This window comes from Streptomyces sp. x-80, from assembly GCF_046549095.1.
Classification (GTDB): Bacteria; Actinomycetota; Actinomycetes; order Streptomycetales; family Streptomycetaceae; genus Streptomyces; species Streptomyces celluloflavus.
This window is the reverse complement of sequence record NZ_JAJPWM010000002.1, coordinates 1-16,470: the sequence shown is the minus strand read 5'-3', so window position 1 is coordinate 16,470 and position 16,470 is coordinate 1. Positions and strand designations below refer to the sequence as shown.

Sequence of the window (16,470 nt, the reverse complement as noted above, 5' to 3'; positions counted from 1 at the left end):
GCACAGCGCGATCACATAGCGGACATACGGTCGCGGACCGGGCGGAGTTGACCGACCGGAGCGCCGGGACCGCGGTACGGCCTCACTCCTGGCCGTACCGCGGGTCCACCGACTCCGGCGACAGGCCGAGGAGTTCGGCGACCTGCTCGACGACCACCTCATGGACCAGCAGTGCGCGCTCGTCGCGGCTCTTGGTGCGGATCTCGACCGGCCGGCGGTAGATCACGATCCGGTCGCGATATCCGCCGGCGGCCGGCACCGCCCGGCCCAGCGGCACGGCCTCGTCGTCCGTATCGGTGTCCGGCACCTCGTCCGTACCGAAACCGGGCACCTCCAGGACGATGAAGTCGACGTTCTGGAGCTGCGGCCAGCGCCGCTCCAGCCGGTCCCGGGAGTCGTACACGAGGTCCACGAAGGCATCGGCGCGGGTCACCGACAGCGGTACCTGAGGCGGCGCGATCGGGCCGCGCATGCCACGGCCGTGGCGGTCGCGGCGGCGCGGGCGCGGCTCCGACTGACGAGGCGGTACGGGGGTGTCCATCACCGTCGAGCGTAGCCGCCGCGGGGCGGCGGGGACCGCAGTGCGCGACAACACACGTCATGTCGCCGGTTGATCGCTACGGTCCGCGTTGCGTTCGTTTGCGTCCCGTCATGAGATCGCGGAACCCCTGTGGAATGACATGAATTGCAGCGAATAGTGACGGGATTTATCGCCCCGCACCGTCCGTCCCGGCCCGCCCGGCGCAGGTCAGGTCGAGCGGGTGCAGGTCAGACGCATCGGACGAAGCGGGACGACACGGTTGGGTGAGCCGGGGGTGAGTCGTCGCGGCCCGCTCAAGAGTGCGGTAGCGTCCAACGTCGTGAGCCCTGTACGTCGCTGTTCGCGCACTGCGTGCGGCCGCCCCGCCGTCGCAACGCTGACGTACGTCTACGCGGATTCGACCGCAGTGCTCGGACCGCTCGCCACCTACGCCGAACCACACTGCTACGACCTGTGTGCCGAGCACTCCGAGCGCCTGACCGCCCCCCGTGGCTGGGAAGTCGTCCGTCTCGCCATCGACTCCGGACCCTCCCGCCCCAGCGGCGACGACCTCGAAGCGCTCGCCAACGCCGTGCGCGAGGCCGCCCGGCCGCAGGAGCGCGCCGCGGGCGAGGGGCCGCAGACCGCCGGGCCCGGCGGCCGGGACGGCCAGCCCACGGAGGCCGGCCGCCGCGGCCATCTGCGGGTACTGCGCTCGCCCGACTCCTGAGCGACCGGCCGCCGTTGTGCGCGGCCGCACGCGGATCGGCATGGCGGTGCGTGAAGTGATCGTCACCATCCGTGAGTTGCGTCAAGTCCCCCTGGTCACACCCCGACGCCGGCGCCGGTCCACGCCCGGAACCGTGCCGGGCGCCCGCCGCGCGCGATGGCGCGTACCCGGCGGTCGTTTCGCCCCGCCTCGGGCCGGACGGGTAGGTTTGGGGCTCCGTAGAGACCCCAGGAGGGCTGGCTGTGACTGATCTGTCGCAGATCGTGAAGGCGTACGACGTGCGCGGTGTGGTCCCCGACCAGTGGGACGAGGCGCTGGCCGGGCTGTTCGGCGCGGCCTTCGCGGAGGTCACCGGCGCGGACGCGATCGTGATCGGGCACGATATGCGGCCCTCCTCGCCGGGTCTGGCCGGCGCCTTCGCGCGCGGCGCCGCGGCGCGCGGGGTGGACGTCACCGAGATCGGGCTGTGCTCCACCGACGAGCTGTACTACGCCAGCGGTGCGCTGGGGCTGCCCGGCGCGATGTTCACCGCCTCGCACAACCCGGCTCAGTACAACGGCATCAAGATGTGCCGGGCGGGCGCGGCCCCGGTCGGCCAGGACACCGGTCTCGCGGACATCCGCGCACTGGTCGAGCGGTGGTCCGAGGACGGCGCCCCGGAACCGGCCGCGACGCCGGGGACGATCGGCCGGCGCGATGTGCTGGCGGACTACACGGCGCATCTGCGGTCCCTGGTGGACCTGTCCGGCAGCCGGCCACTGAAGGTCGTGGTGGACGCGGGCAACGGCATGGGCGGGCACACCGTACCGACCGTCTTCGCCGGACTGCCGCTCGAACTGGACGCCCTGTACTTCGAGTTGGACGGCTCCTTCCCGAACCACGAGGCCAACCCGCTGGACCCGAAGAACATCGTGGACCTCCAGGCGCGGGTGCGCGAGGTCGGCGCCGATCTCGGGCTTGCCTTCGACGGCGACGCGGACCGCTGCTTCGTGGTGGACGAGAAGGGCGACCCGGTCTCCCCGTCCGCGATCACCGCACTGGTCGCCGCCCGCGAGCTGGCCAAGCACCCCGGCGGCACGGTCATCCACAACCTGATCACCTCCTGGTCGGTCCCGGAGGTCGTGGCGGAGCTGGGCGGTGAGGCGGTCCGTACCCGGGTCGGCCACTCCTTCATCAAGCAGGAGATGGCCCGGACCGGCGCGATCTTCGGCGGCGAGCACTCCGCGCACTACTACTTCCGCGACTTCTGGAACGCCGACACCGGCATGCTCGCCGCCCTGCACGTCCTGGCGGCGCTCGGCGGCCAGCAGGGCACGCTCTCGGAGCTGGTCGCGCAGTACGACAGGTACGCCTCCTCCGGAGAGATCAACAGCACCGTCGACGACCAGGCCGGCCGGCTCGCCGCGATCCGGGCCGCCTACGCGGACCGCCCCGGCGTCACCCTCGACGAGCTGGACGGACTGACGGTCACCACCGCCGACTGGTGGTTCAACGTGCGCGCCTCCAACACCGAGCCGCTGCTGCGGCTGAACGTCGAGGCCCGGGACGCGGCGACCGTCGACCGCGTCCGCGACGAGGCGCTGGCGATCATCCGCGGCTGACACCGGAGCGGCCGGGGCCGACACGGCGGCGGGGGGACCGGACCGGCCCCGGACCGCGTACCGGCGCCCCGGCCCCGCCCGGCCACCCCGAACCCACGCCGCGCAGGCCCGCGCACCCCTTACGGCGGTAGGCTGGCCGAGCCGCAACCACCCGAAGGAGCAGCACCCATGCCGGTCGAAGCCAGCCTGATCGAGATCCTCGCCTGCCCGGCGTGCCACGCCCCGCTCGCGGACCGCCCGGCACCCGCCACCCCGGCCGCCGGCACCCCGGCCGACGGCGTCACGGGCCCCGAGTCCGAGCTGGTCTGCACCTCCGGTGACTGCGGCCTCGCCTACCCCGTCCGGGACGGCATCCCCGTACTCCTCGTCGACGAGGCCCGCCGCCCCGCCTGACCGTACCGCCGGGCCCCGACCCGGCACCGCCCGGAGTTCACCGCCCGTTTCGGCGACCGGAGGCCGCGCCACCATGCTCGACGAGTCACTCCTCGACACCCCCGAGGCGCTGGCGGGCGCCGACCGCTTCGGGCTGCTGCGCGGTGTCGCCGAATCCGGCGCCCGGGTCCGCACCGCCGCCCGCAGCGCCGCCGAGTCCGGCATCCCCGACCTGACCCCCGACGGACGGCCGCGCGCCGTCCTCGTCGCCGGCCCCGGCCCGGCCGCCGCCTGCGTCGCCGACCTCGTCGCCGCACTCGGCGGCGGCAGCTGCCCGGCCACCCTCCTCCCGCCCACCGGCGTCGCCCCGCAGCCCGGCGCCCTGCGCTGGACCCTGCCCGGCTGGACCGGCCCGCTGGACCTGCTGCTGCTCGCCGGGCCCGACGCCGCCGACCCGGGTCTGGCCGAGCTGGTCGAACAGGCATACCGCCGCGGCTGCGCCGTCGTCGCCGTCACCCCCGCCGGCGGCCCTCTCGCGGATGCCGTCATCCAGGCCCGCGGCCTCGCCGTCCCCCTGGTCACCACCCCGTACGACGCCGAGTTCGACGTCGAGGGCGCGCCCCCGGCCGCCCCCGGCACGCTCTGGTCGCTGCTCATCCCGCTGCTCGCGCTCGCCGACCGGATCGGCCTGCTCGACGCGCCGCCCGAGGCACTGGCCCGCCTCGCCGACCGCCTCGACCAGCTCGCCGAACGCTGCGGCCCGGCCATCGCCACGTACAGCAACCCCGCCAAGACGCTGGCCGCCGAGCTCGCCGACACGCTGCCGCTGATCTGGACCGAAGGCACCGTCGCCGGAGCCGTCGGCCGGCACTTCGCGGCCGTGCTGACCGGCCTCGCGGGCCGCCCCGCGCTCACCGCCGAGCTGCCCGAAGCGCTCGCCACGCACCGCGCGCTGCTCGCCGGCGCGCTCGCCGCGGGCGCCGACCCCGACGACTTCTTCCGCGACCGCGTCGACCAGCCCGCCACCCTGCACGCCCGGATCGTCCTCCTGCGCGACCAGGCACCCGGCCCGCACTCCGCCACCCGCGCCGCGCACGCCCTCGCCGAGGAACGCGACACCGCCGTCAGCGAGCTCGAACCGGAGGCCGGCAGCGACCTGGAGAGCGCCGCGGAACTGCTCGCCGTCACGGATTTCGCCGCCGTCTATCTGGCACTCGCCGGCACCGGCTGACGCGGGCCGGTCCGCTCCGCACACCGGCCCGGACCGCCCCGCCGCACCACCGTTCTCCCGCACGACCGAACGTCAGGAAGCACCCCCATGGACCGCCTCGCCAACACTGTGCGCCCCTATGCCTGGGGCTCCGTCACCGCCATCCCCGAGCTGCTCGGCGTCGAGCCGACCGGCGCGCCGCAGGCCGAGATGTGGATGGGCGCGCACTCCGGCGCCCCCTCCCGCATCGACCGCGGCGCGGGGCCCGTCTCGCTGGCCGAGGTGATCGACGCCGCGCCGGAAGCCGAACTGGGCGCCGACGCCGTCCGCGCCTTCGGCCCCCGGCTGCCGTTCCTGCTCAAGCTGCTCGCGGCCGGCTCGCCGCTCTCCCTCCAGGTCCACCCCGACCTCGCACAGGCGCGGGCGGGCTTCGCCGACGAGGAGCGGCGCGGCGTCCCGATCGACGCCGGGCACCGCAACTACAAGGACGCCAACCACAAGCCCGAGCTGGTCTGCGCGCTCACCCCGTTCGACGGGCTCTGCGGCTTCCGGCACCCGGCGCAGGCCGCGGACCTCCTGGACGGCCTGGCCGTCGACGCCCTCAAGCCGTACGCGGACATCCTGCGCGCCAGCCCCGAACAGGACGCGCTGCGCGAGGTTCTGACCGCCGTCCTGACCGCCGAGCACGACGCGATGGCCGAGACCGTCGAACAGGCCGCCGCCGCGGCGGCGGAGCTGGGCGCCGGGGACGGCCCGCTCGCCGCCTCCTACGCCGCCTACGCCGCCATCGCGCACCACTACCCCGGCGACCCCGGCGTGATCGCCGCGATGCTGCTCAACTACGTCCAACTCCAGCCCGGCGAGGCCCTGTTCCTCGGCGCCGGCATACCGCACGCCTACCTCAACGGCCTCGGCGTCGAGCTGATGGCCAACTCCGACAACGTGCTGCGCTGCGGTCTGACCCCCAAGCACGTCGACGTCCCCGAACTGCTGCGCATCGTCCGCTTCGAGTCCGGCGACCCGGGCGTCCTGCGCCCGGAGGCGGTCGACGGCGAGGAGGTCTACGAGACCCCGATCGACGAATTCCGGCTCTCCCGCTTCGTCCTGGCGCCCGGTGCCGCGCCCCGTCCGCTCGACGCCCGTACGCCGCAGGTCCTGCTGTGCACGGCGGGGACGGTCGTGCTGCGCGGCGAGGCGACGGCGGACGGTGAACTGGTGCTCGCGCCCGGTGAGTCGGCGTTCGTCCGGGCCGGTGAGCGGGTCGCCCTCACCGGCGAGGGCACGCTCTTCCGCGCGACGGTGGTCGCCTGAGGGCCGTCCTGTCATGCCTGGCGGGTGCGCGACGACGGCTACGGCACCTCGCCGCGTTGTCGGAACGTCCACGTACATCCAGCAGGCGGACGCTCCTTAGCTTTGCGATGCACCGCATCTGACGTCGCGCGCCGATCCACCAGGTACGACGGGACAGTCCTGAGGAACCTGTGAAGCACGTCGGCCGGGCTGCGACAATGACCGCCGCACCAGCGTTAAAGGGGCGGTAAAGCCCGGTCGACGGAAGGAACATAACGGCCTCATGAGTGCATCAGGCGGAACAAAGGCGATCGTCGCGGCGCTGAGCGCCAATCTGGCGATCGCCGTGGCGAAGTTCGTGGCCTTCGCCTTCAGCGGCTCGTCCTCGATGCTGGCGGAAGGCGTGCACTCCCTCGCGGACTCCGGCAACCAGGGCTTGCTGCTGCTCGGCGGCAAGAAGGCCAAGCGCGCGGCGACCGAGGAACACCCCTTCGGCTACGGCCGCGAGCGGTACGTCTACGGCTTCCTGGTCTCCATCGTCCTGTTCACCCTCGGCGGCGTCTTCGCGCTCTACGAGGGCTACGAGAAGATCCAGAACCCGCACAAACTCGACAACTGGATCTGGCCGGTGGCCGTCCTGGTCTTCGCGATCGTCGCCGAGGGGCTCTCCTTCCGGACCGCCGTCAAGGAGTCCAACGAATTGCGCGGCAAGCAGAGCTGGGCCCAGTTCATCCGGCGTGCCAAGGCCCCCGAGCTGCCGGTCGTCCTGCTGGAGGACTTCGGCGCGCTGATCGGTCTGGCCCTCGCGCTCTGCGGCGTCGGCCTCACCGTCGCCACCGGTGACGCCCTCTGGGACGGCATCGGCACCATGTGCATCGGCACGCTGCTCGTACTGATCGCGCTGGTCCTCGCCGCCGAGACCAAGTCGCTGCTGCTGGGCGAGGCCGCGGGCGCCGACCAGGTGGCCAAGATCCGCGCCGCGGTGGTCGACGGCGATGTCGTCACCGGCGTCATCCATATGCGCACCCTGCACCTCGGCCCCGAGGAACTGCTGGTCGCCGCCAAGATCGCGGTACAGCACGACGACACGGCCACCCAGGTCGCGGACGCGATCAACGCCGCCGAGGCCCGCATCCGCGCGGCGGTGCCGATCGCCCGCGTCATCTATCTGGAGCCCGACATCTACAGCGAGGCCGCGGCCGCTGCGGGGAACAACCCGGGGAAGGTACCGGGCGGCCGCTGACCGGCTGCGGTACGTACGGCCGCGGACCCGGCCACGGCTATACGGGTACGGGTACGGCCGCAGCTACGGACAGCAGCGGCACCGGGACAGCCACGGATACGGCGAAGGCCCCCGCACCGATCTCACCGATCTGGTGCGGGGGCCTTCTCCGTGCGGGAGTCCCGCGGTGACCGTTCGCGCGCGGCCGGTTACCGGATCTCGCCCAGTACCCGCAGGATCGCCGCGGTGTCCGGCGCGCTCTGCAACCGGGCGCGGAAGCCGGGGTCCATCAGCTTCCGCGACAGCAGCGCCAGGATGCGCAGATGCTCGTCACCGGCCGCCGCCTGCGGCACCGAGATCAGGAAGACCAGCCTGGCCGGTGTGCCGTCCAGCGAACCCCAGTCGATGCCCTCGGCGGACCGTGCGAACCCGACGACCGGCGCGGTCACCGCGTCCGTCTTGGCGTGCGGAATCGCGATCTCCTCGCCGAGTCCGGTGGTGCCCTGTGCCTCACGGGCCAGCGCCACCCGCACCAGCTCGTCCACGTCCGCCACCTTGCCGGTACCGGCCACCAGCTCGGCCATCTCGCGAATGGCCGCCTCCTTCTCCCGGGAGACGAGCTGCGTCTTGAGGGTCCGCTCGGTCAGATACCCGGAAAGCACCTCGTCGACGGCGCCGTCCGCCGCTGCGTCCGCCGCCGTACGGGTGCCGGTGTCCGTACCGGCCGCCGGTGCCGTCGTCGTCGCGCCGTCCGTCGCCGTCGGCTTCTCCGGGGACACGGCCGTACGGGACGCCGGTACCGCGGCGCCGGCCGTGCCGGCGGGGGCGGCCGCGCGGTCCGCCACCTCGGCCCCGGCTCCCGCACCGGCCCCGGCCATCGCCAACGCCGGCTCCGGCACCAGCGACTTCGCGGGCGCACCGCTCTTCTTGCGGTCGGCGATGTCCACCAGCGTCACCGTGGCGAGCGCCGTGACCACCGAACCGATGGCGACGGCGATGAAGAATGCCGGCACCCCGCCGACCGCACCGAGCACCGCCACGATCGGACCACCGTGCGGCACCGCGTCCGTGACCCCGGCCATGCCCGCGATGGCACCGGCCACCGCACCACCGAGCATGTTCGCCGGAATGACCTGTGCGGGCCGCGCCGCCGCGAACGGAATCGCGCCCTCGGAAATCCCGAAGAGCCCCATGAACAGCGCCGCCATACCGGTCTCCCGCTCCTGGTCGGAGTAGAGCCGCTTACGGATCAGCGTGGCCAGCCCCTGGCCCAGCGGCATGACCGGAATCGCCGCGGCGCACATCCCCATGACGGTCTGGTTGCCGCTGGCGATCAGCCCGGCGCCGAAGAGGAAGGCCGTCTTGTTGACCGGCCCGCCCATGTCGAACGCGATCATCAGCCCGAGGATCGCGCCGAGCAGGATCGCGCTCGACCCGGTCATCCCGCCGAGGAAGTCGGTGAGGTGCGTGAACACCCACGAGATGGGCTTGCCGATGAGGTAGATGAAGAAGAGGCCCAGCGCCGCCGTCGCCACGATCGGGATCACGATGATCGGCATGATCGGCTGGATGAACCTCGGGACCTTGGCCTTCTTGATCCAGTGCACCAGATAGCCGGCCAGGAAGCCGGTGACGATCGCGCCGATGAACCCCGCGCCCGCCTTGGAGCCGTACAGATCACCGGTGTTGGCGATCCAGCCGCCGATCATGCCCGGCACCAGCGCGGGGCGGTCCCCGATCGCGTACGCGATATAGCCGGACAGAATCGGCACCATCAGCGCGAAGCCGATGACCCCGATGTCGTTGACGTGCTTCCAGAACGATCCGTCGGGGATGACCAGGCCGCCCTCGGGGTTGGCGTGCCCGCCGATCGCCAGCGATATCGCGATCAGCAGACCGCCGACCACGACGAACGGGATCATGTAACTGACCCCGTTCATCAGCGCCTTGTACGCGAGGCTGCGCTCCTTGCCGCCGCCACCGCCGGCGCTCTCGCCGTCCTTGGCGGACCCGCACTCCTCCCCGTCGTACACGGGGGCGTGCTGCACCCGCTCGATCAGCTGCGCGGGATGGTGGATGCCCTCGGCGACGCCGACCGCCAGGAGCCGCTTCCCGGTGAACCGGCTGCGGTCGACATCCTTGTCCGCGGCGATGATGACGCCGTCGGCGCCCTCGACATCGTTGTCGGACAAGGCGTTCTCGACCCCGATCGAGCCCTGGGTCTCCACCTTGATCTCGTGGCCGAGCGCCTCCGCGGCCTGCGACAGCTTCTCGGCGGCCATATACGTGTGCGCGATACCGGTCGGGCAGGCGGTCACTGCGAGCAGCTTCAACCCTCGCCCGCTCTTCCCCGCGTCCCTGGGGGGATCGGCTGGACTGCTGGTCACGTGGTTCTCCTCAAGACGAACGTGCGCACGGGACGTACGACAGCTCCCGCGCACTTTGCATACTGCAACATGCGGCCACACAAGCAAAGGTGCGCAAGACCCGGACACCAGGGACCATCGGCCTGAACACGGCGGTGCCCTGGCCCGGCCTGCCACGACCAGGCCCGGCCTGCCGGCCCGCCGGGATGCGGCGATCCGGGCCGACGGGCAGGGCGGCGCGGACCCTGCGGTGCTACGCCCTGGCCTCGGCGCGTAGCCGTAGGAGGGGGCCGCGCGCTGGAGAGCGACATCCGAGAGGCTCGGCGCGGAGTCGTGGGAGGGCTCGGCATGCGGCTGTGGGAGGGCTCGGCCGAGGGCGCCCGGTCCCGGTCCTGGCGGTCCCGGTCGCGGGTGCGTCCGTCCGTCCGTACGGGGCCCGCCCGCGGACGGCGCGGACACTGGCCGCGCGACGCCTCGGCCCCGGCGCGTAGCCGTACGGAGGGGGCCGCGCGCTGGAGGCTGACATCCGAGAGGTCCTGGCATGCGGCTGTGGGAGGGCTCGGCCCCGGGCGCCTGGCCCTGGCGATCCGGTCCCGGGTCCGGCCGTCCGGGGCCCCGCCCGCGTCGTACGGGGCCCCGCCCGCGAGCTCGCCCCGGCCTGCCGCCGGTCCGTTCGCCGCCGCACACCTGATCCGGGCCGCGGCTGGACCTCGCCCCGGTCCTTGTGCCGGATTCCGTGCCGGATCCCGTCCCTGACCGAACCGGAGCGGCCGGATCCCCCCGGAATCCGCCGACTGGGGTTCATTGGGCCGAGCGGTGTAGATTCGTCCGCAGTACCAGACGTCGCTGCTGATGGCGGTCGGGCGGCCCGCACCGCGGACCGGCCGAGGGAGAGAGGGCCTCCGACGGACTGCGCTGCGGCCGGGGGAGAGGTGCGTTCGCTTCTGCGTACGTCCCTGCCTGCCCGTGTCGCAGACCTCCCAGCCCTAAACACCGCACCGCTCAGGAGCAGTTAGCCATGACGTCAGTACCCACCGGCCAGGACTTCAAGGTCGCGGACCTGTCCCTCGCCGACTTCGGCCGCAAGGAGATCACCCTCGCCGAGCACGAGATGCCCGGCCTGATGTCGATCCGCAAGGAGTACGCCGACGCCCAGCCGCTGGCCGGCGCCCGGGTGACCGGCTCCCTGCACATGACCGTCCAGACCGCCGTCCTCATCGAGACCCTGGTCGCCCTCGGCGCCGAGGTCCGCTGGGCGTCCTGCAACATCTTCTCCACCCAGGACCACGCCGCCGCGGCCATCGCGGTCGGCCCGAACGGCACCCCCGACAACCCCCGCGGCGTCCCGGTCTTCGCCTGGAAGGGCGAGAGCCTGGAGGAGTACTGGTGGTGCACGGAGCAGGCGCTGACCTGGCCCAGCTCGCCCACCGGCGGCCCGAACATGATCCTGGACGACGGCGGCGACGCCACGCTCCTGGTCCACAAGGGCGTCGAGTACGAGAAGACCGGCAAGGTCCCCGCGATCGAGACCGCCGAGAGCGATGAGCACCGCGCCATCCTCGAACTCCTCCACCGCACCGTGGACGAGACCTCGCAGAAGTGGACGCGCCTGGCGTCCGAGATCCGCGGTGTCACCGAGGAGACCACCACCGGCGTGCACCGCCTGTACGAGATGCAGCGCGACGGTGACCTGCTCTTCCCGGCGATCAACGTGAACGACGCCGTCACCAAGTCGAAGTTCGACAACAAGTACGGCTGCCGCCACTCGCTGATCGACGGCATCAACCGCGCCACCGACGTCCTCATCGGCGGCAAGACCGCCGTGGTCTGCGGCTACGGCGATGTCGGCAAGGGCTGCGCGGAGTCGCTGCGTGGCCAGGGCGCCCGCGTGATCGTCACCGAGGTCGACCCGATCTGCGCCCTCCAGGCGGCGATGGACGGCTACCAGGTCACCACCCTTGAGGACGTCGTCGAGACCGCCGACATCTTCATCACCACTACCGGCAACAAGGACATCATCCTCGCCTCGGACATGGCGCGGATGAAGCACCAGGCCATCGTCGGCAACATCGGTCACTTCGACAACGAGATCGACATGGCCGGCCTGGCCAAGCTCGACGGCATCGTCAAGGACGAGATCAAGCCGCAGGTCCACACCTGGACCCACCCGGACGGCAAGGTCCTGATCGTGCTGTCCGAGGGCCGCCTCCTCAACCTCGGCAACGCAACCGGACACCCGTCCTTCGTGATGTCCAACTCGTTCGCGGACCAGACGCTGGCCCAGATCGAGCTGTTCACCAAGCCCGAGGAGTACCCGACCGACGTCTACGTGCTGCCCAAGCACCTCGACGAGAAGGTCGCCCGCCTCCACCTCGACGCGCTCGGCGTCAAGCTCACCGAGCTGCGCCCGGAGCAGGCCGCCTACATCGGCGTCGAGGTCACCGGCCCGTACAAGCCCGACCACTACCGTTACTGATCACGCAGCAGGCGGTGTATCCAGGCCCTCGCCGCTCGCGGCGGGGGCCTGGCCCGTGAAGGCCCCCGCACCGGCCCGCCGGAAGGACGCCCATGCCCCGCGGTCACTACTCCCTGCACGACCCGCACGATCACACCCCCCTCGGTGAAGAGCACTTCCACTGCGCCACCGGCCCCACCGGCTGGCGCTACGTCTCCCAGATCATCAGCCCCTCCGGGGACCACGCCGGCTCCGTCGACCTCACCCTCGACGAACTCGGCCGCCCCATCCGCCTCGAACTCCACGCCTCCGCCTGGCAGGTCCGCGGCGCCGCCCTGGACGGCGTCACCTGGGTACGTACCGACCCGACCGGCGAACACGCCACCGAAGGAAACGTCCGCGCCCACGCCTTCACCGGCGCGTCCCCCGCGTTCCTCATCGCCGCCGCCCGTCTGCTACGCCCCGCCCTGGGCGCCGGAGCCGTCCGCGCCCGCCTGCTGGCCCTCACACCCCCCGTCCTCGCCCCCCGCACCCTCGACCAGTCCTGGGCCTTGCTGAAAAGCACACCACACGCCACTGACAACGCCCCCCTCATCGCCGACGAATACCAGGTCAACGACCTCGAAACCGGCGAGCAGCACCCCGTCCACATCGCCGGCGACGTCGTCCTGGCCGCCCCCGGCATCGAGCTCGAATCCCTCGAATCCCCGCCGTCCACGTTCTCCTGACCCGGCCCGAAGCACCCACCTGCCACCTTCACCACACAGCGCGGCACCCGAAACGGCGGCCGGGCACGCCCTACGGACATGTCACGCACGTAAGACATGCGCGCACGACGTGTGCGTACGGCGGATGGCTATGAACACGCGGACCTGCCTGCTCTGAGTCTCCGCCCCGCCGGCTCTTCTGGCCCCGGACACTCCCAGCCCCTCCGGAGCGCGCCGCGAAGCACCCGGGCGTTACGCGACACCCCACCCGCACACCGAGACCATCGAGCACGCCTCCACACCCCGCACAACCCCCACACCCCGCGCGAAACCGCACCACGAACCGACGCCCAGCCGCTCACCGCGACAAGCGCCCCGCTGCACACCTATCCTCGACGGCCCCGCGATGCCTACAACTGCGGCCCAACCTCAGTAACTGGGACAGGCCGTACCCCTTTACACGTCGCTCCCAGCAGCCGCCCGGCCCCGACGCCCGCGCTGCCAACGAACCGAAGCCGCCGGGCGCGCCACCAGTGACGGCTCCGCGATGCCCACCACAGTGGCCCCACCCCAATCACCGAGATTGGGCCGCCCGTCGGGACGGGCCACCCGTCTACGTGACGCCCTGGGCAGCCACGCGGCCTGGACGCCCGCGCCGCCAACAAGCCGAAGCTTCCGAGCGCGCCACCTGTGACGGCCCCGCGATGCCCACTGCCGCGGCACCACACCAGTCACCGGTACGGGCCATGACCCTCTACGCGACGCTCCCGTCAGCTACCCGGCCCCGAAACCCGCGCCGCCACCGAAACCGAACCGAAGTCGCCGGGCTCCGTTCGTGCCCCGCGCCCTGGACGAGCACGTGCCCCGCGCCCAGAACGAGCAACTGCCCACGTAGCCGCGCCGCAGCCCTGGCGCCCGTCAGCACCTGCGCCGCCGTCCGCCACACACCCCCGACAGGCTCACGCTCCCCCCCCAGCTCACCCTCACCACCCCCACCGCCATCTCTCACCCAGGCGGCGCGAACCCCGTACCCGGTGCTCCACCATGGCTGGCACTGGCACTGGCACCCCCGCCGCGCCCGTACGCATCCCCGTCCTCGTACCTGGCCCCGTCCCCGCGGTCCCGTACGACCCCGACACCCGCCGCCCCGCCACCGGCCACCGGCACCCCCGCAGGCGGCGACCACGCCCCGGCCGCCCCGGGCACCCCACCGGCAACCCACGGCTCACCGGCCGCCGGCCCCCCGGCCGCGCCCCCAACCCCAGGAGCGTCCCCCACTCTCTCCGGCGCCCGCATCGGCGCTCCGAAAGCCCGCTGCGCCTCCCGCGCCTGCCGCTCACCCACCACCGCGGCCAGATACGCCGCGGGATGCGCCCCTATCGGCCCGGCCACTCCGGTGAACCCCCGCAGGTCACCCGCCAACCGCCCGGCCATCGTCCAGCTGACCTGCGGATCCAGCTGCCGCATCCGCGCCAGGTACTGCCGTACGGTCAGCCACCAGCTGTCCGGCACCCGCGACAGATCCAGGCCCGCGAGCTGCGCCGCCAGCCACGGAGGCGGAGGCGACAGCGCCACCCCGGGGCGCCCCAGGCCCGCCGCGGGTATCCGCTCCCGGATGACCACCGTCCCCGCGAAAACATCCCCCAGCCGCCGGCCCCGCGCCGACACCAGCGAGGCGACCGACGCCACGACCCCCATCGTCAGCACGATCTCGACGGCCCCCATCGCCCCCCGCACCAGCGCGTGCCGGAACCGGATCGGCCCTCCGTCCTCCCGCACCACCCGCAGCCCGCACATCAGCTTGCCCAGCGAACGACCATGGCTCAGCGTCTCGATCACGATCGGTATCCCGACCTGCACCAGGATGAACAGCGCGACGGACAGGGCCGCCATCGCGGCGGCGTCCATCGACGACGTCGCGCTCATCAGCAGCAGCGCCACCACGAGGTACGTCCCCCAGGCCACGGCCAGATCGACCAGCACCGCAAGCGCCCGGCTCGGCAGCCTGGCCGGCCGCAGCCCCAGCACCACCGCCTCACCCGTGACGAGCTCACTCACGCGCCCACTCCCTCTCGTTCCCCGATGCCCCGCCCGCCCCATGCCGGCCCCGGCCAGTCTGCCAAGCTGACCAGGCACTCACGTCACGGCGCTGCGAGGAGCGACACCGCATGGACCTCGATGTCTTCGTCACGGCCCACCGTGCCGAGTGGGACCGCCTGGAAGCGCTGCTGCGCCGCAAGCGCCGCCTCACCGGCGCCGAGGCCGACGAACTGGTCACTCTCTACCAACGCGCCACCACCCATCTTTCCCTCCTCCTCTCCAGCGCCCCCGACCCCGCGCTGACCGGCCGCCTCACGTCGCTCGTGGCCCGCGCCCGCAGCACGGTCACGGGCGCCCGCAAGGCGTCCTGGCGCGACGCGGCCCGCTTCTTCACGACGGCCTTCCCGGCGGCGGTCTACCGCCTGCGCCACTGGTGGATGCCCACCGCGGTCCTCTCCGTCGTGGTCGCCGCCCTCATCGGCTGGTGGATAGCCACCCACCCGGAGGTCCAGTCGGCCATCGGCGCCCCGCAGGACCTCCGCGACATGACCCGCCCCGGCGGCAAGTACGAGACGTACTACTCCAGCCACCCCGCCGCGTCCTTCGCCGCCCAGGTATGGACGAACAACGCCCAGGCCACCGCCCTCTGCCTGGTCCTCGGCGCCTTCGCCGGTCTGCCTGTCCTGTGGATCCTCTTCGAGAACATGCTCAATCTGGGCATCGGCCTCGGCCTGATGACCTCGGCGGGCCGCCTCGACACCTTCCTCGGCCTGCTCCTTCCGCACGGCCTCCTCGAACTGACCGCCGTCTTCGTCGCGGCGGGCATCGGCCTGCGCCTGGGCTGGACCCTCATCGACCCGGGCTCACGCAGCCGCCGTACGGCCCTGGCCGAGGAGGGCCGCGCCGCCCTCGGCGTCGCCGTCGGACTCGCCGCGGTCCTCTTCGTGGCCGGCACCATCGAAGGCTTCGTCACCCCTTCCGGCCTGCCCACCTGGGCCCGCATCGGCACAGGCATCGCCGCCGAGCTGGCCTTCCTCCTGTACGTCTACGTCCTGGGCGGACGAGCCGTACGCGCCGGCGAGACGGGCGACGTGGCCACCGCCGACCGCACCGCACTCCTGCCGACCGCCGCCTGATGTGCGTCGAACCCCGCTGACCTGCTAATCTCCTCTTCGCCCCAGGCACCCATTGACATGGGAGTCAGGGGGAGGTAGATTCGAACGGTTGCAGCGGAACTGGACATGGTCCGGTCGCAACGGTAGTATCCATCTCCGCTTCGGCCGGAAGTTCAATTCGGCGAAGCACATCCGATCACTAACCGGAAGAAGCGGTCGATTAAATCGACCAAATCACTTCTGATAACGTCGGATCAGCCGAAAGGCAAAGCCCCTCCGACGGGTAATCGGAACCGAATTCGAACCGGAAACGGAACGAACCGGGTCTGATAGAGTCGGAAAGGCCGGAAAGCGAAAGCGGGAAGGCCGACCCCGATCTCACAGGGGGCCGGATGCGGAAACGGATCTGGTACGGTGGGAAAGCGAAGAAGCCGGAAGGCGGAAACGCAGACCGGCGGAAATCGGGTCCGGAAGGATCTGATAGAGTCGGAAACGCAAGACCGAAGGGAAGCGCCCGGAGAGCCTGGTGAAACAGGCGCAAAGGAAGCGTCCGTTCCTTGAGAACTCAACAGCGTGCCAAAAGTCAACGCCAGATATGTTGATACCCCGTCCACTTCGGTGGATGAGGTTCCTTTGAAAAAGTCCTCCGGCACCCGTGGTGGTGTGGGAGGCGACACTAGCGAGGACGCTGTGAACTGCTGGACTTATTCCGTCCGGTGGTTCCGCTCTCGTGGTGTTTGCCCCGGTATCGGGGAGACATTCACGGAGAGTTTGATCCTGGCTCAGGACGAACGCTGGCGGCGTGCTTAACACATGCAAGTCGAACGATGAACCGGTTTCGG

General features: G+C 71.8%; 12 protein-coding genes and 1 rRNA gene. 10 read left to right on the top strand and 3 right to left on the bottom strand.

The window, feature by feature from the left end:
* Positions 1–82 precede the first annotated feature (82 nt).
* Positions 83–541, bottom strand: a complete 459-nt coding sequence (locus tag ACLJWH_RS02780; RefSeq protein WP_411139922.1) for a metallopeptidase family protein — start codon at positions 539–541, stop codon at positions 83–85.
* Positions 542–815: 274 nt separating this feature from the next.
* On the opposite strand from ACLJWH_RS02780, the gene ACLJWH_RS02775 reads away from it, so the two are divergent.
* The 6 genes from ACLJWH_RS02775 (at position 816) to ACLJWH_RS02750 (ending at position 6,966) form a co-directional block, all read left to right on the top strand.
* Positions 816–1,250 carry a DUF3499 domain-containing protein gene (locus ACLJWH_RS02775; protein WP_411139921.1) on the top strand — a complete coding sequence of 145 codons (435 nt, stop codon included), beginning with the start codon at positions 816–818 and terminating at the stop codon, positions 1,248–1,250.
* A 242-nt stretch (positions 1,251–1,492) separates the two neighbouring features.
* Positions 1,493–2,851, top strand: coding sequence for a phosphomannomutase/phosphoglucomutase (locus ACLJWH_RS02770; RefSeq protein ID WP_411139920.1), 1,359 nt, complete (start codon positions 1,493–1,495; stop codon positions 2,849–2,851).
* 168 nt (positions 2,852–3,019) lie between these two features.
* Positions 3,020–3,244: a Trm112 family protein gene (locus ACLJWH_RS02765; protein WP_411139919.1), complete on the top strand. Its 225-nt coding sequence runs from the start codon at positions 3,020–3,022 to the stop codon at positions 3,242–3,244.
* A gap of 73 nt (positions 3,245–3,317) precedes the next feature.
* Positions 3,318–4,454, top strand: a complete 1,137-nt coding sequence (locus tag ACLJWH_RS02760; protein ID WP_411139918.1) for an SIS domain-containing protein — start codon at positions 3,318–3,320, stop codon at positions 4,452–4,454.
* 87 nt (positions 4,455–4,541) lie between these two features.
* Positions 4,542–5,744, top strand: coding sequence for a mannose-6-phosphate isomerase, class I (gene manA, locus ACLJWH_RS02755; RefSeq protein WP_411139917.1), 1,203 nt, complete (start codon positions 4,542–4,544; stop codon positions 5,742–5,744).
* A gap of 262 nt (positions 5,745–6,006) precedes the next feature.
* Complete coding sequence (locus ACLJWH_RS02750; protein WP_411139916.1) at positions 6,007–6,966, top strand: cation diffusion facilitator family transporter; 960 nt, start codon at positions 6,007–6,009, stop codon at positions 6,964–6,966.
* 188 nt (positions 6,967–7,154) lie between these two features.
* Here the strand turns inward: ACLJWH_RS02750 and ACLJWH_RS02745 are convergent, their stop codons facing one another.
* The gene (locus ACLJWH_RS02745) at positions 7,155–9,263 is read right to left on the bottom strand and encodes a fructose-specific PTS transporter subunit EIIC (RefSeq protein ID WP_411140407.1); all 2,109 of its coding nucleotides are present in this window, start codon (positions 9,261–9,263) and stop codon (positions 7,155–7,157) included.
* Between the two features lie 1,066 nt (positions 9,264–10,329).
* Between ACLJWH_RS02745 and ahcY the strand changes: the two genes are divergently transcribed.
* Both ahcY and ACLJWH_RS02735 read left to right on the top strand, forming a co-directional pair.
* The gene (gene ahcY, locus ACLJWH_RS02740; protein ID WP_411139915.1) at positions 10,330–11,787 is read left to right on the top strand and encodes an adenosylhomocysteinase; all 1,458 of its coding nucleotides are present in this window, start codon (positions 10,330–10,332) and stop codon (positions 11,785–11,787) included.
* A gap of 92 nt (positions 11,788–11,879) precedes the next feature.
* Positions 11,880–12,494 (top strand): hypothetical protein, encoded by a 615-nt coding sequence (locus ACLJWH_RS02735; RefSeq protein ID WP_411139914.1) that lies wholly within the window; start codon positions 11,880–11,882, stop codon positions 12,492–12,494.
* Positions 12,495–13,478: 984 nt separating this feature from the next.
* On the opposite strand, the gene ACLJWH_RS02730 is transcribed toward ACLJWH_RS02735, so the two are convergent.
* Positions 13,479–14,531 (bottom strand): RDD family protein, encoded by a 1,053-nt coding sequence (locus tag ACLJWH_RS02730; RefSeq protein WP_411139913.1) that lies wholly within the window; start codon positions 14,529–14,531, stop codon positions 13,479–13,481.
* A gap of 110 nt (positions 14,532–14,641) precedes the next feature.
* On the opposite strand from ACLJWH_RS02730, the gene ACLJWH_RS02725 reads away from it, so the two are divergent.
* Together ACLJWH_RS02725 and ACLJWH_RS02720 are read left to right on the top strand one after the other, a co-directional pair.
* Complete coding sequence (locus tag ACLJWH_RS02725; protein WP_411139912.1) at positions 14,642–15,649, top strand: stage II sporulation protein M; 1,008 nt, start codon at positions 14,642–14,644, stop codon at positions 15,647–15,649.
* A gap of 738 nt (positions 15,650–16,387) precedes the next feature.
* Positions 16,388–16,470, top strand: a 16S ribosomal RNA gene (locus tag ACLJWH_RS02720); the annotation flags it as partial.